The following is an 18,664-nucleotide window of genomic DNA, read 5'->3' on the forward strand; positions in this document are numbered from 1 at the left end:
GCCACCTTCACAGCTTGAAGGAGTCTCCCAGGTAGACGCGGCGGACCTCTGCGTTTTCCAGCAGGTCCGCAGGCGCGCCCTGGGCCAGCACCGTACCTTCAGCGAGGATATACGCCCGGTCGCAGATTCCCAAGGTTTCGCGCACGTTGTGGTCGGTGATCAGCACGCCGATGCCACGCTGCTTGAGGTGGGTGACGATGCGCTGGATCTCGCCCACCGAAATCGGGTCGACGCCGGCGAACGGTTCGTCGAGCAGGATCAGCCGCGGCTGGGCGGCCAGGGCACGGGCGATTTCGCAGCGTCGACGCTCGCCACCGGACAGGCTGGCGCCCTGCTGTTCGGCGACATGGCCCAGCTGCAGTTCGTCCAGCAGGCTGGCCAGTTCGCGTTCGCGGCCGGCGCGGTCCAGGTCATCGCGCAGCTCCAGCACCAGCCGGATGTTGTCGGCCACGGTGAGCTTGCGGAACACCGACGGTTCCTGCGGCAGGTAGCCCACGCCCTGCTTGGCGCGGGTGTACATGGGGTCGCTGGTGATGTCCTTGCCGTCCAGCACGATGCTGCCGGCGTCGGCGGCCACCAGGCCGACGATCATGTAGAAACAGGTGGTCTTGCCGGCACCGTTGGGGCCCAGCAGGCCGACCACTTCACCGGCTTCCAGGGTCAGGCCGAAGTCCTTGACCACTTCGCGCTGCTTGTAACTTTTGCGCAGGCCCTTGGCGACGAGCATTAATTGCTGCTCCCGGCGGCCGGCGCCTTGTTCTTGGGCTGGATGACGGTGCGCACGCGGCTGCCGTCGCCGCCGCTGTTCATTTCACCGCTGCGGGTGTTGTAGACCATGCGCTGGCCGGCATTGGTGCCGCGCGCGCTGGTGACCTTGTAGTTGCCGGTCAGGGTGATGATTTCGCTGGTGATGTCGTAGTCGATGCGGTCGGCGGTGGCATCCATCCAGGTGCCATCGTCCATCTGCTGGCGCATGGTGGCCTGCTTGCCGGTGAAGATCGCGCGCACCGCTTCGCCGCCCTTGATCTGGATCTCGGCATTGGCCGCACGCAGGTCCAGCGACCCCTGGGTGATCACCACGCCGCCGGTCATCAGCGTCTTGCCGTCACCGGTGAGGGTACCGGTCTGCGCACCGGCATCGATGTTCATCGGTTCGTTGCGGTCGGTGGATTTCGCGCTGGCCAGCAGCGGGAACATCAGGCTGAGCGCGCAAAGGGCTGCAAGGTGGATTTTCATCGTGTCCGTTTCTGCCGGATGGTGGCCTGGTCGCGCCAGGCGGAAAAGGGAAGCATGCCGCAGGGTCATCGCCGGGGCAGGTAGCGGCCCTTGGACTGGCTGAGGAAATGATACGTGTTGTTGTTGGAATCCAGTTCGAACCCGACGCCGCTCTGTTCCATGCCCGGACGGGTCATGGTCACCAGCGCATCGGTACGTGCCCGGTTTTCCTTGGGGAAAACGTTCAGATGGGTGGTGCGGAAGGTGGTCGGCGGGGTGTTGCCCACGGTCGGGCTGTCACCGGCGACGTTGCCACGCAGGCGCATTTCCTCGCCCTTGGCACTGACCCAGCCGGTTTCCGAACGCAGCGTCCATTGGTTGCCGTCCTGGCCGGGCATTTCGAAGACCGGGGTGGCGATGGTGAGGGTCTGGTCGGCGCGCAGGCGCTCCAGCCGCGGGGCGCGCAGCGTGGTCGATTCCTTGCCTTCATCGTCCAGCATGACGATCTGGAAATCGTGCAGCACGTAATCCACGCTGCCATCGTCGACCACGGCCTGCGGGCCCTTGTCGCGGTTGCGCAGCAGCGACCAGCCGCTGAGGATGGCCACGACCAGCAGGGTCGCGCCGATGGCGGTACGCCAGTTCATGCCCCGAACCCTGCAAGCACCGCGTCGACGCGGCCCTGCGCGGCCAGCAGCACGTCGCACAGTTCGCGCGCGGCGCCACGTCCGCCTTCGGCGCGGGTCTGCCAGTGCACGCGCTCGGCGATCCACGGGTGGGCGTTGGCCGGGGCCACGGCCAGTCCGACATGGCACAGCGGGGCCAGGTCGGGCAGGTCATCGCCCATGAAAGCGACCTGGTCCAGGGTGATGCCGTGCTGCGCGCACAACGCCTGCACGCTGGCCAGCTTGTCGCCGACCGCGATCTGGGTGTCGATGCCGAGGTCGGCGCCGCGTTTCAACGCCGATTGGCTGTTGCGCGCGGTGATAAGCACGGGGTGGATCCCGTGCTTCTGCAGTAGTTTCAGTCCCAGGCCGTCCTGCACGAAATATGCCTTGCTCTCGTTGCCTTCACGGTCGTAGTAAAGCTGACCGTCGGTGAGCGTGCCGTCCACGTCAAAACACGCCAGGCGGATGCGCGCGGCGGCGGCATGCAGGTGGGCAGGGAAAGCAGGCAGGGGGGACCAAGGCATCGGTTCGCGGGTATCCGGGTTGTCGTGCGGTAAGGGATGAATGGGGGCGGGGGCGAGTTCGGTTAAACCACCCGGGCCCGCAACAGGTCATGAATGTTCAGCGCGCCGACCGCGCGTCCTGCCTCATCCACCACCACCAGGCCGTTGATTTTATGGGTTTCCATCAGCCGCGCCGCTTCCACGGCGAGCTGGTCGGCGCCGATGGTGCGCGGGCTGCGGGTCATCACCTCGGCGATTTTCGCGCTGCGCACGTCCAGTTCGCTGTCCAGCGCCCGGCGCAGGTCGCCATCGGTGAACAGGCCGATCAGGATCCCGTCCGCATCGACCACGGCGGTCATGCCGAGGCGCTTGCGGCTCATCTCCACCAGCGCCTCGCTGAGGCTGGCGCCGGCGTCCACGCGGGGCAGGTCGTCGCCGCTGTGCATGACATCGGTGATGTGCAGCAGCAGGCGACGGCCGAGGCTGCCGGCCGGGTGCGAGCGGGCGAAATCATCGGCGGTGAAGCCGCGCGCGTCCAGCAGCGCCACCGCCAGCGCATCGCCCATCGCCAGCGAGGCGGTGGTGCTGGAGGTCGGCGCCAGCGCCAGCGGGCAGGCTTCGGCGGGCACGCTGACATCCAGGTGCACGTCGGCGGCGCGGGCCAGGCTGGACTGCGGCTTGCCGGTCATCGAAATCAGCAGGTTGCCCTGGCGCTTGAGCACCGGCAGCAGCATCAGCAGTTCGTCGGACTCACCGGAGTAGGACAGCGCCAGCACTACGTCGGCTTCGGTGATCATGCCCAGGTCGCCGTGGCCGGCCTCGCCCGGGTGCACGTAGAACGCCGGGGTGCCGGTGGAGGCCAGCGTGGCGGCGATCTTGCGCGCGATGTGCCCGGACTTGCCCATGCCGGTGGCCACCACCCGCCCACGGCTGGACAGGATGTGCTGGCAGGCCTGCTGGAACGCTTCGCCCAGCCCGGCGGCGACCGCGTCCAGGGCTTCGCGCTCGATCTGGAACACGCGCTTGCCACTGGCCACCAGCGCGGCCGGGTCGGCGGAAGGACGGGCCGGCAGGCCGGCAGCAGGGAAGGGCAGGGTGGGATCAGCCATGCGAGCGCCACGCAGCAGAGTAGAATGTGCGGACATTTTATTAGGAAAGCCCGTTGGACGCCGACACCATCCGCAATCTGATCGAAACCGGCCTGCCCGGCGCCCGCGCCGACGTGCAGGGTGACGATGGCGTGCACTTCGAAGCGACCGTGGTCTGCGAGGCCTTCGCCGGCAAGATGCCGCTGGCCCGCCACCGCATGGTGTACGCCACCCTCGGCGATCTGATGGGCGGCGCGATCCATGCGCTGGCGCTGAAGACCGTGACCCCGGCCGAAGCCGGCTGAACCTGGAAAAGACCCTGATACATGGCCAAGATCGTTGTGACCGGCGGCAAAGCGCTGCACGGTGAAGTAAGCATCTCCGGCGCCAAGAACGCCGTCCTGCCCATCCTGTGCGCCACCCTGCTGGCCGATGCGCCGGTGGAAATCACCAACGTGCCGCACCTGCACGACGTGGTGACCACGGTGAAGCTGCTGGGCGAACTGGGCGCCAAGGTGACCATCGACCAGGGCACGCTGTCGCGCGGCAGCGCGATCGTGGTCGACCCGCGTCCGGTCAACCAGCACGTGGCGCCGTACGAACTGGTGCGCACCATGCGTGCGTCGATCCTGGTGCTGGGCCCGCTGCTGGCCCGCTTCGGCGAAGCCGAAGTATCGCTGCCCGGCGGCTGCGCGATCGGCTCGCGCCCGGTGGACCAGCACATCAAGGGCCTGCAGGCGCTGGGTGCGGAGATCGTCGTGGAGAACGGCTTCATCAAGGCCAGTGCCAAGCGCCTGAAGGGCGGTCACTTCACCTTCGACATGGTCAGCGTGACCGGCACCGAGAACGTGCTGATGGCCGCCGTGCTGGCCGAAGGCACCACCGTGCTGGACAACTGCGCGATGGAACCGGAAGTCACCGACCTGGCGCATTGCCTGATCGCGCTCGGCGCCAAGATCGAAGGCCTGGGCACTGCCCGGCTGGTGATCGAAGGCGTGCCGCGCCTGGGCGGTGGTCGTCATGAAGTGCTGCCGGACCGCATCGAGACCGGCACCTTCCTGGTGGCTGCGGCGATGACCGGTGGCAGCGTGACGGTGAACCGTGCGCGCCCGGACACGATGGAAGCGGTGCTGTCCAAGCTGGTCGAAGCCGGGGCCACCATCAGCACCACCGCCGACACCATCACCCTGGACATGCAGGGCAAGCGGCCGAAGGCGGTCAACCTGACCACCGCGCCGTACCCGGCGTTCCCCACCGACATGCAGGCGCAGTTCATGGCGCTCAACTGCGTGGCCGACGGCGTGGGCGTGATCAACGAGACGATCTTCGAAAACCGTTTCATGCACGTCAACGAACTGCTGCGCGTGGGTGCGGACATACAGGTGGAAGGCCATACCGCCATCGTGCGCGGTGCCGAACGGCTGAGCGGTGCGCCGGTGATGGCGACCGACCTGCGTGCGTCGGCGTCGTTGATCCTGGCGGGCCTGATGGCCGATGGCGATACCACCATCGACCGCATCTACCACCTGGACCGCGGCTACGAGAACATCGAAGAGAAGCTGTCCGCGCTCGGTGCCACCATCAGGCGCGTGCAATGATCCTGCGCGGCAGGTTCACCCGCCGCCGCAAGGCGCTGCTGGCGCTGGTGCTGCTGATGCTGGCTTACCTGGGCTACGCCTGGTTTGCCGACATCGCCATCACCAAGGGCGTCGAGCAGAAGGACATGGACTGGAACGGCGATGGCACCGTCACCCGAGACGAGATCATCCAGGCCTTCCACGCGGTGGGCGCGACCGACACCAAAGAGGGCAACCGCGAGTGCCGCACCTTCGTGTGGCGCAGTACCGGCGAACAGATCCGCGTGGACTGCCGCACGGTGTTCCAGGCCGAATAAGGGCAGCGACGGCCGCTGGATGCCCACCATGGTGCATCCGGTAGTGACGGCCGCTGGCCGTCAATGCGGTGAAGGACGACCAACGGTCGTCACCCACCACCGCGCATCCGGTAGTGACGGCCGCTGGCCGTCAACGTGGTGAAGGACGGCCAGCGGCCGTCCCTACCGATAAATCAGTTCAGACCCTTGATGGTCAGGTCCAGCGCGTCCTTGCCGCTCTCGCGCTGCAGCAGGCGCGCCGGCACCGGGAACTCCGGCACGATCCAGGCAATCAGTTCCTTGTTGCCATCCACGCGCGACACCTTGGTCGCTTCGTAGCTCTTGCCAGCCACGGTGACCGCTTCCTTGCCGACCACGCGGTAGCTCATCGGCTTGATCCGGCCTTCGTCCACCATGCGGTAGTTCAGCGGCCTGCCGGCGGCAAGGTCGCGCGCGATGGCCAGGTTGATCAGCAGCGCATCCATGTCACCGGCCTTCAGCGCCACCGGCCCCGCACGGTCCGGCTTGATGTCGCCGGTCCAGGTTGCCTGGTTGCTGGTCCAGTTGTAGTTGGCCTGCACGTTGCGCTTCTTGACCAGCAGCACCGAACTGTCCTGGCTGCTCAGCGGGCGCAGGCGGCCATTGGCTTCCTCGAACACGGTGCTCTGGCTCAGGTCGGCCAGCTGGTTCTTGACCTTGAGGCTGTAACGCCATTTGCCGGTGCCTTCGCTGGCCAGGGTCATCGTGCCGTTGGCCTGCATGCCCATGTAGCTGGCAAGGTAATCGGCCTTGAACGGCTGCAGTGCCATCGCGGGCAGGCTGGCGACCGACAGGGCGGCAGCGGCGATCCAGGTCAGCGGGCGTTGGAACGTGGTCATGCTCAGACTCCTTGGTATTCGATGAGGCGCAGATCGATGTAGTCCTGGCCGTCTTTGCGTTGCAGGATGCGCACCGGCGTCGGCACGCCGTTGGCGATCCACAGGATGGTTTCGTCGTTGCCGCCATTGGTGCGCGCCACGCGCAGCGCGTCGTAGGACAGTTCGCCTACCTGCACGCTTTCGGTGGCGCCGGCGGCCTGGTAATCGTGCTGGCGCACGCGGCCGACATCGACGTAGCGGTAATGCATCGCGCTGCCCGGGCGGGCGTCACGCATGATCGCCAGGTTCAGCAGCAGCGCGCTCTGGTCACCGGCCTGCAGCGGAATCGGCTGCGTGCGCTCCTTTTTCAGATCGCCGGTCCAGCGCGCGGTACCGGCCTGCCAGTCATACGTACCGGTGACTTTCTTGCCCAGGAACAGGCCCTTGCGCACGGTGCTCTGGCTCAGTGGCCGGTACTGGCCACCGTTGTTCTCGAACACGGTGCTCTGTTCAAGGTTCAGGCCCAGCACGCTGGCGAAGCCGCGGCGTCCGACCACCTGCATGTCAACGCGCCACTGCGTGCCACCTGCGTGGGTGACACGCATGGTCGCATCGCCTGCTTCCTTGCCCTTGTAGAAGGCCTGGTAGGTAGCGGTGAACGGTTCCAGCGCGGGCGGCTCCCAGGCCAGCGCGGGCAGCGCAGGAACCACCGGCGCCGCCTCAGCCGGGGCGGCGGCGGGCGCGGGCTGCGGCACCTGCTGCGCAGCCGAAGGCAGCGCTGCCAGGCAGAACAGGGCGGACAACAACAGCGCGGGACGGTGCAGCGTCGTGTTCTTCATACCAGGCAGCGGCAAAGGGGAAGGGGAGCATGCCAGCGCCGGGGTCAGCGGCGCGTGTTCAGCAACTCAGGAAGCCTGCAGCATGCGTGCCGAATCTAGGGCCAGTGGGCTGAAAAGGGGGTGACCGTCGAGCCGGAGCTGACCGTCCTGTTCAGTTACCCGGCCGCTGGCCAGCAACTGCAGGCTGGCGATCAGCAGCGGATGCTCCACGTCCAGCACGCGCGCGGCCAGGGTCTGCGGGGTATCGGTGGGCAACACCGGCACCCGGGCCTGCGCCAATACGGTGCCTGCATCCAGTTCCGGCACCACGAAATGCACGCTGGCGCCATGTTCGGCATCGCCGGCTTCCAGCGCCCGCGCATGCGTGTGCAGGCCCTTGTACCGCGGCAGCAGGGACGGATGGATGTTGACCAGTCTGCCGTCGAAGCGGGCCACGAAGGCGGCACCGAGGATGCGCATGTAGCCGGCGCAGACGATCCAGTCCGGTGCGCTGGCGGCGACCGCGTCGCCCAGCGCGGACTCGTAGGCGTCACGGTCGGCGAAGTCGCGCGGTGCCGCAGCCCAGCGCCGTGGCGCCGGCATGCGCTGCAGGGCTTCAGCGTCGGGGCGGTCGGAAAACACGCCCACGACCTCGGCCTGCAGCTGCCCCTGCGCGATCGCATCCAGGATCGCCTGCAGGTTGCTGCCGCGGCCGGAGGCCAGCACGGCGATGCGCGTGCTCATGGAGCGGACGGCTCGCCGGTCAGCGAGGCCGGGACACCGACGAAGGCGGCCTTGACCGACGGACGCACCAGCACGATCAGGGTGAACACGCCGAGCACGGTGCCGAAGGGCATGAAACAGCAGGAAATCCCGGCCACGACCATGCACAGCACGTGTCGCCGGCGCTGGGCCAGACAGCGGCCCGCATACGCCATGAAGCCGGCAAGGGTCAGGCCGCCGGCGATGAACGCGCCGGCGAAGGCCACGAAGAACCAGCCGAACAGCCGGGGGTCGAACGGTTCGTTGCCCTGTTCGCTTTCCATGGGCAGGTGTCCGGTGACGATGGCCAGGCCCATGAGCAGGTGGATTAGCGGGAACAGTGAAAACAGCGCGGTGATGCCGGCCACCACGTAATGGAAGATCGACAGCAGGCGCAGATGGTCAGCGTCCTGCGCACCCAGGGGCGTAGTGGACATGGCGGTCTCCTTGATGGCCGTGAGCACCGGGCAGGCGCCCGGAACAGGTAGCGCCGGGCCATGCCCGGCGAGCGCAGCGGTAACCGGGATCCCGCCGAGCAGCGCTCGGCGTTACCGGCAGGCTCCTTCTGTCAGCCGATGTGCACGCGCTCGGCGCCTTCAACGGCCGGCACCACCTTGCCGATGGTCCAGTGCTGCAGGCCCTGTGCGCCGGCGGCGTCGGCCACGGCGGCGACCTGGTCGGCGGCCACGATCAGCACGAAGCCGATGCCGCAGTTGAAGGTGCGCCACATCTCGGCATCGGCCACCGCGCCTTCGCGCTGCAGCCACTGGAATACCGGCGGCAGGGTCCAGCTGCGCGCGTCGATGTCCAGGCCGAGGCCTTCGGGCACCACGCGGATGATGTTCTCGGTCAGGCCACCGCCGGTGACGTGGGCCATGCCGTGGATCGCCTCGCCGTGGGTCTTGAGCAGGGCCAGGATCGGCTTCACGTACAGGCGGGTCGGCGCCATCAGCGCATCGACCAGCTTCACGCCGTCTTCCAGCACGTGTCCGGCCGGCTGGCCGGCGCGGTCATAGATGCGGCGCACCAGCGAATAGCCGTTGGAATGCGGGCCGGACGAGGCGATGCCGATCAGCACGTCGCCCTCGGCAACGCTGGCGCCGTCCTTCAGTTCGCTCTTTTCCACGCCGGCCACCGTGAAGCCGGCCAGGTCGTACTCGCCCGGGGCATACATGTCGGGCATTTCAGCGGTTTCGCCGCCGATCAGCGCGCAGCCCGCTTCGGTGCAGCCGGTGGCGATGCCGCCTACGACCGCCGCCGCGGTGTCGATGTCCAGCTTGCCGGTGGCGAAATAATCCAGGAAGAACAGCGGCTCGGCGCCCTGCACCAGCACGTCGTTCACGCACATGGCGACCAGGTCGATGCCGATGGTGTCGTGGCGGCCCAGCTGCTGGGCCAGTTTCAGCTTGGTGCCGACGCCGTCGGTACCGGACACCAGGACCGGCTCGCGGTACTTGTTGGACAGGTCGAACAGGGCGCCGAAGCCGCCCAGCCCGCCCATCACTTCAGGGCGGAAGCTGCGCTTGACCAGCGGCTTGATGCGCTCGACCAGTTCGTTGCCGGCATCGATGTCGACACCCGCGTCACGGTAGGTGAGGGGCGTAGGGGCGGAGGACGGGCTGTTGGTCACGGGCGTCGGCGCTGGCAAGGGTGAGACGGCGATTTTAACAGGCCACGTTGGCGCAAAGACCCTATTCGGGCAACAATCTCCCCGGATACGTCGAGCCAATGGAAGTCCAGATGCCCCGCAGCCCCCTCAGGACCACGTTCCTCATCATGCTCCTCGCGGCGTGCCTGCCCTTTGCCGCCTTGGCCCAGAGCGGCCTGCGCACCGAAGGAGACGTGGCCACCGCCGCCGGCGCCTACGAGGCCGAGGTCCCGGTCCGGGGCCAAAGCGACGCCGATCGCAACGGCGGCCTGTCGCGCGCGCTGGCCGAAGTGCTGGGCAAACTGTCCGGCGACCGCAACATCACCGCCCGCCCGGGCGTGGTGCAGGCCCTGCGCAACGCCAAGGATTACGTGCAGAGCTACGACTACAAACAGGACCAGAGCACCACCGCCAGCGGCGCGCCGAACTTCCGCACGCTGCTGGTCGCCCGCTTCCGGGAAGACGACGTGGATGCGATGGTGGCCGCGCTGGGACTGCCGGTGTGGCCGCTGCCGCGCCCCAAGCCGGTGTTGTGGCTGGCCATCGACGATGGCAGCGGCCCGCGGCTGGTGACCGTGCAGCAGGCCAACGCGGTGCGCCCGGTGCTGGCGCGCGCGGTGGAACGCGGCTTCAAGCTGGGCCTGCCCACTGGCAGCACCGCCGAACAGGCGCTGGTCGGCGCGATCTGGCGCCAGGACACCGCTGCGGTGGCCCGCGCTTCGGCCCGTTACGCCCCGCCGATGCAGCTGATCGGCAAGCTGTCGCGCGCGGAGGGCGGCTGGACGGCGGACTGGGTGTTCGTCGACAACGGCCGTGAACTGAACAAATGGACCACCAAGGATGCCAACGCCATGCGGGCGATGGCCGGCGGTGCCGACGGCGCGGCCGACGCGCTGGTGCGCCGGTACGCCAAGCCTGGCGCGGCGACCGGCCAGGCCGGCACCTACCGCATCGTGGTGACCGGGATCGACAGTGCCGACGACTACATGCGCCTGGCCGCCGGCCTGCGCGAAGTGCCGGTGGTGCGCAACATCATCCCGCTGCGCGCGCTGGGCAACCGGCTGGAACTGAGCGTTGAAATGACCACCGGCCTTGCCGGGTTGAACCGCATGCTGGGCGAGGACGGCGTGCTGGTGCCGGTCGCCCCGGTGGCGATCACCCTGGACGGTGAAGAACAGAACCCGGCCCCGGCCAGCAACGAGTACCGCCTGCGATGATCCACACCCCGGAGGCGGAAATCGCCCTGTTCCTGCGCCGCGTCAAGTTCGTCGCGGTCGCGCTGCTGATCGGCTGGGTCGTCTGGCTGCTGGCGCCCATCCTGACCCCGTTCGTGCTGGCGCTCGCGCTGGCCTGGCTCGGCGATCCGCTGGTGGACCGCATCGAAGCCACCGGACGTTCGCGCAACACCGGCGTGATCCTGGTGTTCGTGGCGATGGTACTGGTGATCACCGCGCTGCTGTTGATCCTGGTGCCGATGATCGAGCGCCAGATCAGCACCTTGATCGCTTCCGCGCCGCAGGCCCAGGCCTGGCTGATGGAAAAGGGCATTCCCTGGTTCGAACAGAAGACCGGCCTGGAAGTGATGCAATGGCTGGATTCGGAGCGGGTGATGGATTACATCCGCAGCCACTGGCAGCAGGCCGGCGGGGTGGCCAAGCAGTTCTTCGGCTATGTGCAGCGTTCCGGCTTTGCGATGGTGACCTGGGTGGTCAACCTGCTGCTGCTGCCGATCCTGGCGTTCTACTTCCTGCGTGACTGGGACCTGCTGGTGGAGCGCGTGCGTTCGGTCATCCCGCGCAACCACGTGGGCACCATCACCCAGCTGGCGCGCGAGTCCAACGACGTGCTCGGCGCGTTCATCCGTGGCCAGTTCCTGGTGATGATCGCGCTGGGCGTGATCTATGCCGGTGGCCTGACGATGGTCGGCCTCAACCTTGGGCTGTTGATCGGCATCATCGCCGGGCTGATCAGTTTCATTCCCTACCTGGGCGCCACCACCGGCATCCTGATGGCGGTGATCGCCGCCCTGGTGCAGGCGCAGGGCTTCGACCTGAAGCTGCTGCTGCTGGTCGGCGTGGTGTTCACCGTGGGCCAGTTGCTGGAAAGCTACGTGCTGACCCCGCGCATCGTCGGCGACAAGATCGGCCTGCATCCGGTGGCGGTGATCTTCGCGGTGATGGCCGGTGGCCAGCTGTTCGGCTTCCTCGGCATGCTGCTGGCACTGCCGGTGGCGGCGGTCAGCAACGTGCTGCTGCGCTATGCGCACCAGCGCTACCGCGAAAGCGAGCTGTATGCCGGTGAGAAGCCGTCCATCGTGCTCGATTCCTACATCGACAAGCCGGTGATCATCGTCGACGGTTCGCCGAAGGGGCCGGAACCGAAGTGAGCGCAGTACCGCAGCTGCCGCTGGCCCTGCATTACCCGCAGGACGAGCGACTGGAGACCTTCATCGGCGCACCGGATGGTGCGCTGGCGCAGCTGCGCGCGATCGCCGTGGGCGCCAGCCCGGACTGGGTGTACCTGGAAGGTGCGGCCGGCACCGGCAAGACCCACCAGGCCCTGGCGATGTGTTCCAACGCCGAACAGGCCGGGCGCACGCCGACCTACGTGCCGTTGAGTGCGGTAGTGGGGCGGGTGCGTGCGGTGCTGGAAGGGCTGGAACAGCGCGACCTGGTGGTGCTGGATGGGCTGGACGCGGTGGCCGGTGGGCGCGAGGACGAGGTGGCGTTGTTTGATTTCCACAATCGTGCGCGCGCGGCGGGCACGGCGGTGATGTATACGGCGCAGGCTTCGCCGGCCGAGCTGGGCCTGGTGTTGCCGGACCTGCGTTCGCGGTTGGGCCAGTGCGTGCGCGTGGTGCTGCAGGCGCTGGACGAGGAGGGGCGTGCGGCGGTGCTGCGCGACCGCGCGTTGCGCCGTGGCCTGGCCATTGACGAGGCCTCGATCGAATGGCTGCTGTCGCATTCCGGGCGCGAGCTGGGCGGGCTGATCACGCTGATGGATTGGCTGGATCGCGAATCGTTGGCGGCCAAGCGGCGGATCACCGTGCCGTTCCTGCGCCAGGTACTGGAAGACGGCCGGCCGCGTTACTGAGCGGTGGGTGGATGCCGGGCTTGCAGCCCGGCGGCCCGCTTTGGAGCAAAGGCAAAGGCAACAGCCTGCAGGGCTGTGTGTTGGCGGCGCGGGGTGGGTTGGCGGGACACGCCGTGAATCCATCCATGGAGGCTGCATCGCCGCATCCATGCGGCTCAGCGTCCCGCCAACCCACCCCGCCCCACCTTCGACAGGTCCATGGTGGCCCGGGTGGCGCCGACCCATGGTCGGCGGATCGCAGGGTGAAGGGAGTGGGGAAACAGACGGGGGTCAGAGTCCTTTCGCATAGCGAAAGGACTCTGACCCCTGCCTTTATTTCTTTCATCACGCGGGTGGCGGCCACCGGAACCTGTCAGGGGGACGGGCGGCGGGGCTGGGCGGGGGCGTTGAGCGCCATGGATGGCGCGAAACGAGGCCCGCAGGATGCGGTCTTTGCCGTCCCCCGACCAGCCCCACCGCCCGGCCCGCCCCCAGCGGCGGCTTCAAACAACAGCCACCCGCGAGGGGGTCTCACCCGTTCGACCAACCCAACTCCGCTTCCAGCGCGCGCAGCCGATCCACCGTCCCCACATCCGTCCAGCGTCCACGATGGTGCTGCCCCGTGATCAACCCCTGCGCCATGAAATGCTTCTGCAGCGGCACCACGCTGAAGCGCGGCGGCGTGCGTTCGCTGCCCGCTGCCGTGCCGATCACCTGCCGCCAGTCGGCCACGATGGACGGCCGGTATACACCGATGCCGGCATAGGTCAGGCAGTCGCCGGCGCGGTCATGGTGCAGCACGCCGTCGGCATCCAGTCGGTAGTCGCCGTGCGGGTGCTGGGCCGGGTTGTCCACCATCACCAGGTGCGCCTGCCCGGCCGGCTCGCGCGGCAAGGTAGCGAAGTCGAAGTCCGTCCAGATATCGCCGTTGACCACCAGGAACGGGGCATCGCCCAGTGCCGGCAGGGCGTTCAGGATGCCGCCTCCGGTCTCCAGCGGGGTGTCGCCTTCGTTGACGAAGTGCAGGCGCAGGCCCCACTGGCTGCCATCGCCCAAGGTGGGCGCGAACGCGCCGGCGAGCCACGAAATATTGACCACCACATCGCGGACGCCAAGCGCCGCCAACCGCTCCAGGTGCCACACGATCAACGGCTTGCCGGCCACCGGCAACAGCGGCTTGGGCGTGTGCAGGGTGAGCGGGCGCATGCGCTCGCCCAGGCCCGCAGCGAAGACCAGCGCCTTCATCGGGCCGGTACCGGTTCGCCCTGGGCTGCCATCGCCGGCTTGATGCGCGTATCGAGCAGGTGCTGCAGTCCCGCCAGTTCCGGGTAACGCGGCAGTACTTCATCCAGGTAGGCGATGAAACGCGGTGCGTCGTCCAGGTAATGGCCCTTGCCATCGCGGTAGCGCAGGCGGCTGAAGATGCCCAGGCACTTCAGGTGGCGCTGGATGCCCAGCCAGTCGGCATCGCGCAGGAAAACCGCAAGCGCCGGCACCGGCAGGCCGGCCGCCAGCGCGCGCTGGTGGTAGCGCGCCAGCCAGCCATCCACGCGTTCCAGCGGCCAGCTCAGGAAGGCATCCTTGAACAGGCTGACCGGGTCGTAGGCAATGGGTCCACGCACCAGGTCCTGGAAGTCCAGCACCGCCGGGCCATCGGCCACCGGCATCAGGTTGCGCGGCATGAAATCGCGGTGGGTCATCACCTGCGCCTGGCCCAGTGCGTTGTCCATCAGCACCTGCTGGGCGGCCTGCAGGCTGGCGCGGTCATCGGCGTCCAGGCTGATGCCCAGGTGGCGCTGCAGGAACCAGTCGTCGAACAGCCCCGCATCGCGTTGCAGCAGGGCCTCGCCGAAGCGGCCGAAGTCGTCCGGCACCGGCATCCGTTGCAGGGTGAGCAGCTGGTCCATCGCGCGCTCGAACCACGCATCGGCGCTGCCAGCGTCGATCACCTTGGCCAGGGTCGGCCCGCCCAGGTCTTCCAGCAACAACAACCCCACCTCGATGTCTTCGGCCAGCACCGCCGGCACGCGCAGGCCCTGCGCCTGCAGCAGCGCGCGCATGCGCAGCCACGGCCGCACGTCTTCCAGGCCGGGCGGGGAATCCATCACGATGTGGCTGCCAGCGCGGCTGGTGGCGCGCCAGTAACTGCGCATGCCCGCATCCACCGACGCCCGATCCAGCGTGGCCAGTTCATCGCCCAGCCGCGCGCGCGCCCAATGCAGGCGCTGCGCGGCGCGTTCGGGATGGGAAGCGGGATCGTTCATGCAGGCAGCACCCGGGCGCCCGCGGGCGCCGACATCAGGAAGAAGAAAGAAGGATCAGCGACGACCGCCGCTGACCAGCCGGAGCAGGGCGAGCACCGCGACCGCGCCGAGCACCGCACCGAGGAAACCGGCCGGTTCACCGGCGGCGTACCAGCCCATGTACTGGCCGAACCAGCCGGCCAGCAACGCGCCGACGATGCCCAGCACGATGGTCAGCAGGCAGCCCATGCGGTTGTTGCCGGGCATGACGAAGCGGCCGAGCAGGCCGACCACGAAGCCGACCAGGATGATGTAGAGCCAGCTGCTGCTGCCGAACAGACCATTCATGGGCATCGAATCCTTTGCACGGAGGGACGCCGCCAGGCCAGGCCGGCGGCGTCGCTCACTTTACCCAGTTCAGCAGCAGCCGTGGCCGCCGTGGCGGGTGCCGCTGTCGGCGGCGACCGGCGAACCACTGGTTTCCCCGCGCAGGCTGGCGGCGTGGTGCTCGCTGATCACCTTGGACACGCAGGCGGTGACCTTCTTGCCCATCGGGATGTGCAGGAACTCGTTCGGACCATGTGCGTTCGAATGCGGGCCGAGCACGCCGGTGATCATGAACTGGGCGCCGGGGAACTTCTCGCCGAGCATGCCCATGAACGGGATGGAGCCACCTTCGCCCATGTACATGGCCGGCTTTTCAAAGAACATCTGGCTGGCATCGTCGATCGCCTTGGTCAGCCACGGCGACATCGCCGGTGCGTTCCAGCCGCTGGAGGCCTTCTCCAGGTCCAGCGTCACTTCGGCACCGTTCGGCGGGTCGCGCAGCAGGGCTTCCTTCAGCAGTTCGCCGCAGGCCTTGCCGTCGGCGGTCGGCGGCAGGCGCAGCGACAGCTTCACCGCGGTATGCGGACGCAGCACGTTGCCGGCCGATTCCAGCGACGGCATGCCGCCGATGCCGGTCACCGACAGGGCCGGGCGCCAGGTGCGGTTGAGCACCAGCTCGGTCAGGTCTTCGTTCATCGGCACCAGGCCGTCGACCAGCGGGAACTTGTCGAAGATGGCGGTATCGACGACTTCGGCGGCGCGCTTGGCCTGCTCCAGGCGCTCGGCGGGAATCTCCACCTGCATGCCGTCGATCAGGATGCGGCCGGTATCCTGGTCTTCGATGCGCGAGAGCAGCTGGCGCAGCAGGCGGAAGCTGGACGGCACCACGCCGGATGCGTCACCGGAGTGCACGCCTTCATTCAGCACCTTGACCGAGAAGTTGCCGCCGGTCAGGCCGCGCAGCGAGGTGGTGCACCACAGCTGGTCGTAGTTGGCGCAGCCCGAATCCAGGCACACCACCAGCGAGGGCTTGCCGATGCGGTCGGCCAGGTGGTCGACGTAGGCGGGCAGGTCGTAGCTGCCGGATTCTTCGCAGGCTTCGATCAGGATCACGCAGCGTGCATGCGGCAGGCCCTGGGCCTGCAGCGCCAGCACCGCGGCCAGCGAACCGAAGATGGCGTACCCGTCATCGGCGCCGCCACGGCCGTACAGCTTGTCATCGCGCAGCACCGGGATCCACGGACCCAGGTCGTCGTCCCAGCCGGTCATTTCCGGCTGCTTGTCCAGGTGGCCATACAGCAGCACGGTGTCGTCGCCGGTCTCGCTGCCGCTTGCCGGGATTTCCAGGAAAATCAGCGGGGTGCGGCCTTCCAGGCGGACCACGTCGACCTTCAGGCCGGGGATGTCCTGGGCCTTGGCCCAGGTCTCCATCAGGACAACAGCCTGCTCCATGTAGCCGTTCTGCACCCAGTTGGCGTCGAACATCGGCGACTTGTTGGGGATGCGGATGTAATCCACCAGCTGCGGGACGATTTCCTCGTCCCATTTCTGGTTGACATAGTGGCCGAGCTTGGCGCTGTCCATCTGGAGCTCCGAATTGGAATGACTGATCTGCCCATTCTACGCGTGCGGGAAATGGCCGGCTGTGCGCCATAGGGGCGGCTGACGGGGTTGGCCCGTCTTTTCACGTCAGCCGGGGTAGGAAATTTCCTACACGGCGTCGGGTATTTAGCTGGCTGTAAGAAATGTCATCGGGCGATAGTCTGTGTACATGTGGTGACGGACAGTGTCTCTACCGACGGGAATGCCGGTCGGGACAGGTTCGGATCACAAGGAGAACGACGTCGTGCCTTGGTGGATCGTGTTGCGGGCACTGCTTCTGGCGATGGGGATCACGCAGGCCTTTGCGGCCGCGCCGGTCGACATCAACCGGGCAGATGCCTCTGCTCTGCAGCAGGGATTGACGATGGTGGGGCCCAGCCGGGCTGCCGCGATCGTCGAGCACAGGCAGCAGCACGGGCCTTTCCGACGCGTCGAGGACTTGACGCAGGTGAAGGGCATAGGGAAAGCCATCGTCGAACGGAATCGACAGCGGATCACGACCGGGGACATGACGTCCCGGGTGGATCCGGTACCCGGAGCGGTACCGGTGCGGTCCGTGCCAAGGCGTTGATACAGGGGAATTGTCGCGGTTCGCAGGAAGCGGACCCGGGCCGGCCACGGGACGTGGCGGCAGCGACTGGCGCAGGGAGGCGTCAACCACACCAGGATGGTGGCATCACAGACCTGTGGAAGGGGCTGGGATAAACAACCAGGGATGATCGCGGCCTCCGTGCACGGAGCACGCTGCCCCCATCGCAGGATGCGCGGGGTGGCGGGAGGCCGACAAGGACGTTGTCAGGGCCCGGTACGACACATGGCTGTGTCGCCGGGCCTTCTTTTTTTCAGGCCGCCGACCCATTAGCGTGAAACCTTGCCACCCCACCGGATGACCGCACTGATGCGACTGCTGCAGTGTTCCCTGATGATCGCCACGGCGCTTGCGCTTTCCGCTCCTCGGCCGCTGCATGCGCAAGGGCCCGCGCCGGCCGCGCCCACCAAGGCATCGGCCGAACCCGCCGTGCGCGGACCCACCGACCTCAAGCCCGGTGAATACCTCTGGCACCCGGAGATCTCCCCGTCGGGCCCCATCGTGCTGGTGGTCAGCCTGGAAGAGCAGCGCGCCTACGTCTACCGCAACGGCATCGCCATCGGCCTGAGCACCATCAGTTCGGGCAGAGCTGGCCACGAGACGCCGACCGGGGTGTTCACCATCCTGCAGAAGGACAAGGACCACCGCTCCAGCATCTACAACAGTGCACCGATGCCCTACATGCAGCGGCTGACCTGGGATGGCATCGCCCTGCATGGGGGCGCGCTGCCCGGGCACCCGGCGTCGCACGGCTGCGTACGGTTGCCGCAGGCCTTCGCGCAGAAGCTGTTCAGTGCCACCCAGCGCGGCGATACGGTGGTGGTGGCCGATGCCAAGAGCTCGCCGATGACCCTGACCTACCCGGCCGTGCTGGCCCCGGTCACCAGCCGCGGCCAGTCGCTGCCGGAGGTCCCGGCCGGCACGGAAACGGCGGCTTACTGGAACGAACAGGATGCCCCGGCGGGCCAGGTCGGCGTGCTGGTGAGCCTGCATGACCAGCGCGTCTACGTGCTGCGCGATGGCGTGCTGATCGGTGAATCACCGCTTGCGGCCTCGGCCCTGCCGGCTTTCGATGGCACCACGCTGTTCGTGATGGGCGAAGGCTACGCCGACCAGCCCAGTCCGCTGGATGCGCACCAGCGGTTGCACCGCTGGACCGCCTATCCGTTGCTGGGGCAGGCCGATGCGAAGGCCACGCCGGACCTGCTCGCCACGCCGTCGCTGCCGATGGCCCTGCCGCCGGATTTCGCCCACAAGCTGTACGCCGCGCTGGTCCCGGGCACCACGCTGCTGGTGACCTCGCTGCCAGCGGTACGCCCAAGTGCAGCTGAACCGGGATTGCAGCCGGTGTTGGAATCCGAGCCGACCGGGTCCACCCTGTAAGGTCTGCATCCAACCT

22 protein-coding genes are annotated in these 18,664 nt (G+C 67.7%); 8 read left to right on the forward strand and 14 right to left on the reverse strand.

Annotated features, from left to right (window positions below; translation table 11 throughout):
• Positions 1-7: 7 nt before the first annotated feature.
• The 5 genes from lptB to QE373_RS04310 form a co-directional block, all read right to left on the reverse strand.
• Positions 8-727, reverse strand: a complete 720-nt coding sequence (gene lptB, locus QE373_RS04290) for an LPS export ABC transporter ATP-binding protein (protein WP_309683928.1) — start codon at positions 725-727, stop codon at positions 8-10.
• On the reverse strand, positions 727-1,236 hold the full coding sequence (lptA, locus tag QE373_RS04295) for a lipopolysaccharide transport periplasmic protein LptA (RefSeq protein WP_309683930.1): 510 nt from the start codon (positions 1,234-1,236) through the stop codon (positions 727-729). Before lptA ends, lptB begins: the two co-directional genes overlap by 1 nt.
• Positions 1,237-1,301: 65 nt before the next feature.
• A complete protein-coding gene (gene lptC / locus QE373_RS04300) occupies positions 1,302-1,862 on the reverse strand; it encodes an LPS export ABC transporter periplasmic protein LptC (RefSeq protein ID WP_309683932.1) in 561 nt (186 codons plus the stop codon).
• A complete protein-coding gene (locus tag QE373_RS04305) occupies positions 1,859-2,407 on the reverse strand; it encodes an HAD hydrolase family protein (protein WP_309683934.1) in 549 nt (182 codons plus the stop codon). Before QE373_RS04305 ends, lptC begins: the two co-directional genes overlap by 4 nt.
• Positions 2,408-2,469: 62 nt before the next feature.
• Positions 2,470-3,495: a KpsF/GutQ family sugar-phosphate isomerase gene (locus tag QE373_RS04310; RefSeq protein WP_309683936.1), complete on the reverse strand. Its 1,026-nt coding sequence runs from the start codon at positions 3,493-3,495 to the stop codon at positions 2,470-2,472.
• A gap of 53 nt (positions 3,496-3,548) precedes the next feature.
• Here QE373_RS04310 and QE373_RS04315 point away from each other — a divergent pair, with 53 nt between their 5' ends.
• Genes QE373_RS04315 through QE373_RS04325 form a run of 3 tightly spaced genes read left to right on the forward strand, consistent with a single transcriptional unit; the run spans position 3,549 to position 5,368 of the window.
• Positions 3,549-3,779, forward strand: a complete 231-nt coding sequence (locus QE373_RS04315; protein WP_005408396.1) for a BolA family protein — start codon at positions 3,549-3,551, stop codon at positions 3,777-3,779.
• Positions 3,780-3,800: 21 nt separating this feature from the next.
• On the forward strand, positions 3,801-5,072 hold the full coding sequence (gene murA, locus QE373_RS04320; RefSeq protein ID WP_123699055.1) for a UDP-N-acetylglucosamine 1-carboxyvinyltransferase: 1,272 nt from the start codon (positions 3,801-3,803) through the stop codon (positions 5,070-5,072).
• Complete coding sequence (locus tag QE373_RS04325; RefSeq protein WP_309683951.1) at positions 5,069-5,368, forward strand: EF-hand domain-containing protein; 300 nt, start codon at positions 5,069-5,071, stop codon at positions 5,366-5,368. Before murA ends, QE373_RS04325 begins: the two co-directional genes overlap by 4 nt.
• A gap of 173 nt (positions 5,369-5,541) precedes the next feature.
• Here the strand turns inward: QE373_RS04325 and QE373_RS04330 are convergent, their stop codons facing one another.
• From QE373_RS04330 to purM, 5 genes are all read right to left on the reverse strand, one after another.
• Positions 5,542-6,225, reverse strand: a complete 684-nt coding sequence (locus QE373_RS04330; protein WP_042614649.1) for a DUF3108 domain-containing protein — start codon at positions 6,223-6,225, stop codon at positions 5,542-5,544.
• A gap of 2 nt (positions 6,226-6,227) precedes the next feature.
• Positions 6,228-7,043, reverse strand: a complete 816-nt coding sequence (locus QE373_RS04335) for a DUF3108 domain-containing protein (RefSeq protein ID WP_309683955.1) — start codon at positions 7,041-7,043, stop codon at positions 6,228-6,230.
• Positions 7,044-7,109: 66 nt separating this feature from the next.
• On the reverse strand, positions 7,110-7,766 hold the full coding sequence (gene purN / locus QE373_RS04340) for a phosphoribosylglycinamide formyltransferase (RefSeq protein WP_309683956.1): 657 nt from the start codon (positions 7,764-7,766) through the stop codon (positions 7,110-7,112).
• On the reverse strand, positions 7,763-8,221 hold the full coding sequence (locus tag QE373_RS04345; RefSeq protein WP_309683958.1) for a hypothetical protein: 459 nt from the start codon (positions 8,219-8,221) through the stop codon (positions 7,763-7,765). Before QE373_RS04345 ends, purN begins: the two co-directional genes overlap by 4 nt.
• Before the next feature lie 131 nt (positions 8,222-8,352).
• On the reverse strand, positions 8,353-9,414 hold the full coding sequence (gene purM, locus QE373_RS04350) for a phosphoribosylformylglycinamidine cyclo-ligase (RefSeq protein ID WP_309683959.1): 1,062 nt from the start codon (positions 9,412-9,414) through the stop codon (positions 8,353-8,355).
• A gap of 98 nt (positions 9,415-9,512) precedes the next feature.
• Here purM and QE373_RS04355 point away from each other — a divergent pair, with 98 nt between their 5' ends.
• The 3 genes from QE373_RS04355 to hda are packed head-to-tail and all read left to right on the forward strand — an operon-like array spanning position 9,513 to position 12,525.
• Positions 9,513-10,649, forward strand: coding sequence for a DUF2066 domain-containing protein (locus tag QE373_RS04355; RefSeq protein WP_057687338.1), 1,137 nt, complete (start codon positions 9,513-9,515; stop codon positions 10,647-10,649).
• Positions 10,646-11,818, forward strand: coding sequence for an AI-2E family transporter (locus QE373_RS04360; protein WP_057687339.1), 1,173 nt, complete (start codon positions 10,646-10,648; stop codon positions 11,816-11,818). Before QE373_RS04355 ends, QE373_RS04360 begins: the two co-directional genes overlap by 4 nt.
• Complete coding sequence (gene hda / locus QE373_RS04365) at positions 11,815-12,525, forward strand: DnaA regulatory inactivator Hda (RefSeq protein ID WP_057687340.1); 711 nt, start codon at positions 11,815-11,817, stop codon at positions 12,523-12,525. Before QE373_RS04360 ends, hda begins: the two co-directional genes overlap by 4 nt.
• A 510-nt stretch (positions 12,526-13,035) precedes the next feature.
• Here the strand turns inward: hda and murU are convergent.
• The 4 genes from murU to QE373_RS04385 all read right to left on the reverse strand — a co-directional run bounded on the left by murU (position 13,036) and on the right by QE373_RS04385 (position 16,658).
• Entirely contained in the window at positions 13,036-13,749 is a 714-nt protein-coding gene (gene murU, locus QE373_RS04370) for an N-acetylmuramate alpha-1-phosphate uridylyltransferase MurU (RefSeq protein WP_309683964.1), read from the reverse strand.
• Positions 13,746-14,768 carry a phosphotransferase gene (locus QE373_RS04375; RefSeq protein WP_309683966.1) on the reverse strand — a complete coding sequence of 341 codons (1,023 nt, stop codon included), beginning with the start codon at positions 14,766-14,768 and terminating at the stop codon, positions 13,746-13,748. Before QE373_RS04375 ends, murU begins: the two co-directional genes overlap by 4 nt.
• A gap of 54 nt (positions 14,769-14,822) precedes the next feature.
• Positions 14,823-15,095, reverse strand: coding sequence for a GlsB/YeaQ/YmgE family stress response membrane protein (locus QE373_RS04380; RefSeq protein ID WP_123700492.1), 273 nt, complete (start codon positions 15,093-15,095; stop codon positions 14,823-14,825).
• Between the two features lie 69 nt (positions 15,096-15,164).
• Complete coding sequence (locus QE373_RS04385; RefSeq protein WP_309683968.1) at positions 15,165-16,658, reverse strand: M20 family metallopeptidase; 1,494 nt, start codon at positions 16,656-16,658, stop codon at positions 15,165-15,167.
• A 262-nt stretch (positions 16,659-16,920) separates the two neighbouring features.
• Between QE373_RS04385 and QE373_RS04390 the strand changes: the two genes are divergently transcribed.
• Both QE373_RS04390 and QE373_RS04395 read left to right on the forward strand, forming a co-directional pair.
• On the forward strand, positions 16,921-17,247 hold the full coding sequence (locus QE373_RS04390; RefSeq protein ID WP_309683970.1) for a helix-hairpin-helix domain-containing protein: 327 nt from the start codon (positions 16,921-16,923) through the stop codon (positions 17,245-17,247).
• A 327-nt stretch (positions 17,248-17,574) separates the two neighbouring features.
• Complete coding sequence (locus tag QE373_RS04395; RefSeq protein WP_309683972.1) at positions 17,575-18,648, forward strand: L,D-transpeptidase; 1,074 nt, start codon at positions 17,575-17,577, stop codon at positions 18,646-18,648.
• Positions 18,649-18,664 lie beyond the last annotated feature (16 nt).

Origin of the sequence: Stenotrophomonas sp. SORGH_AS_0321, assembly GCF_031453215.1 — a bacterium.
Classification (GTDB): Bacteria; Pseudomonadota; Gammaproteobacteria; order Xanthomonadales; family Xanthomonadaceae; genus Stenotrophomonas; species Stenotrophomonas chelatiphaga.

Excerpts from the sequence above, each read along its gene's own strand:
- lptB (WP_309683928.1), bottom strand. The coding sequence starts at position 727 with ATGCTCGTCGCCAAGGGCCTGCGCAAAAGTTACAAGCAGCGCGAAGTG.
- lptA (WP_309683930.1), bottom strand. The coding sequence starts at position 1,236 with ATGAAAATCCACCTTGCAGCCCTTTGCGCGCTCAGCCTGATGTTCCCG.
- lptC (WP_309683932.1), bottom strand. The coding sequence starts at position 1,862 with ATGAACTGGCGTACCGCCATCGGCGCGACCCTGCTGGTCGTGGCCATC.
- QE373_RS04305 (WP_309683934.1), bottom strand. The coding sequence starts at position 2,407 with ATGCCTTGGTCCCCCCTGCCTGCTTTCCCTGCCCACCTGCATGCCGCC.
- QE373_RS04310 (WP_309683936.1), bottom strand. The coding sequence starts at position 3,495 with ATGGCTGATCCCACCCTGCCCTTCCCTGCTGCCGGCCTGCCGGCCCGT.
- murA (WP_123699055.1), top strand. The coding sequence starts at position 3,801 with ATGGCCAAGATCGTTGTGACCGGCGGCAAAGCGCTGCACGGTGAAGTA.
- QE373_RS04325 (WP_309683951.1), top strand. The coding sequence starts at position 5,069 with ATGATCCTGCGCGGCAGGTTCACCCGCCGCCGCAAGGCGCTGCTGGCG.
- QE373_RS04330 (WP_042614649.1), bottom strand. The coding sequence starts at position 6,225 with ATGACCACGTTCCAACGCCCGCTGACCTGGATCGCCGCTGCCGCCCTG.
- QE373_RS04335 (WP_309683955.1), bottom strand. The coding sequence starts at position 7,043 with ATGAAGAACACGACGCTGCACCGTCCCGCGCTGTTGTTGTCCGCCCTG.
- purN (WP_309683956.1), bottom strand. The coding sequence starts at position 7,766 with ATGAGCACGCGCATCGCCGTGCTGGCCTCCGGCCGCGGCAGCAACCTG.
- QE373_RS04345 (WP_309683958.1), bottom strand. The coding sequence starts at position 8,221 with ATGTCCACTACGCCCCTGGGTGCGCAGGACGCTGACCATCTGCGCCTG.
- QE373_RS04355 (WP_057687338.1), top strand. The coding sequence starts at position 9,513 with ATGGAAGTCCAGATGCCCCGCAGCCCCCTCAGGACCACGTTCCTCATC.
- QE373_RS04360 (WP_057687339.1), top strand. The coding sequence starts at position 10,646 with ATGATCCACACCCCGGAGGCGGAAATCGCCCTGTTCCTGCGCCGCGTC.
- murU (WP_309683964.1), bottom strand. The coding sequence starts at position 13,749 with ATGAAGGCGCTGGTCTTCGCTGCGGGCCTGGGCGAGCGCATGCGCCCG.
- QE373_RS04375 (WP_309683966.1), bottom strand. The coding sequence starts at position 14,768 with ATGAACGATCCCGCTTCCCATCCCGAACGCGCCGCGCAGCGCCTGCAT.
- QE373_RS04380 (WP_123700492.1), bottom strand. The coding sequence starts at position 15,095 with ATGAATGGTCTGTTCGGCAGCAGCAGCTGGCTCTACATCATCCTGGTC.
- QE373_RS04385 (WP_309683968.1), bottom strand. The coding sequence starts at position 16,658 with ATGGACAGCGCCAAGCTCGGCCACTATGTCAACCAGAAATGGGACGAG.
- QE373_RS04395 (WP_309683972.1), top strand. The coding sequence starts at position 17,575 with ATGCGACTGCTGCAGTGTTCCCTGATGATCGCCACGGCGCTTGCGCTT.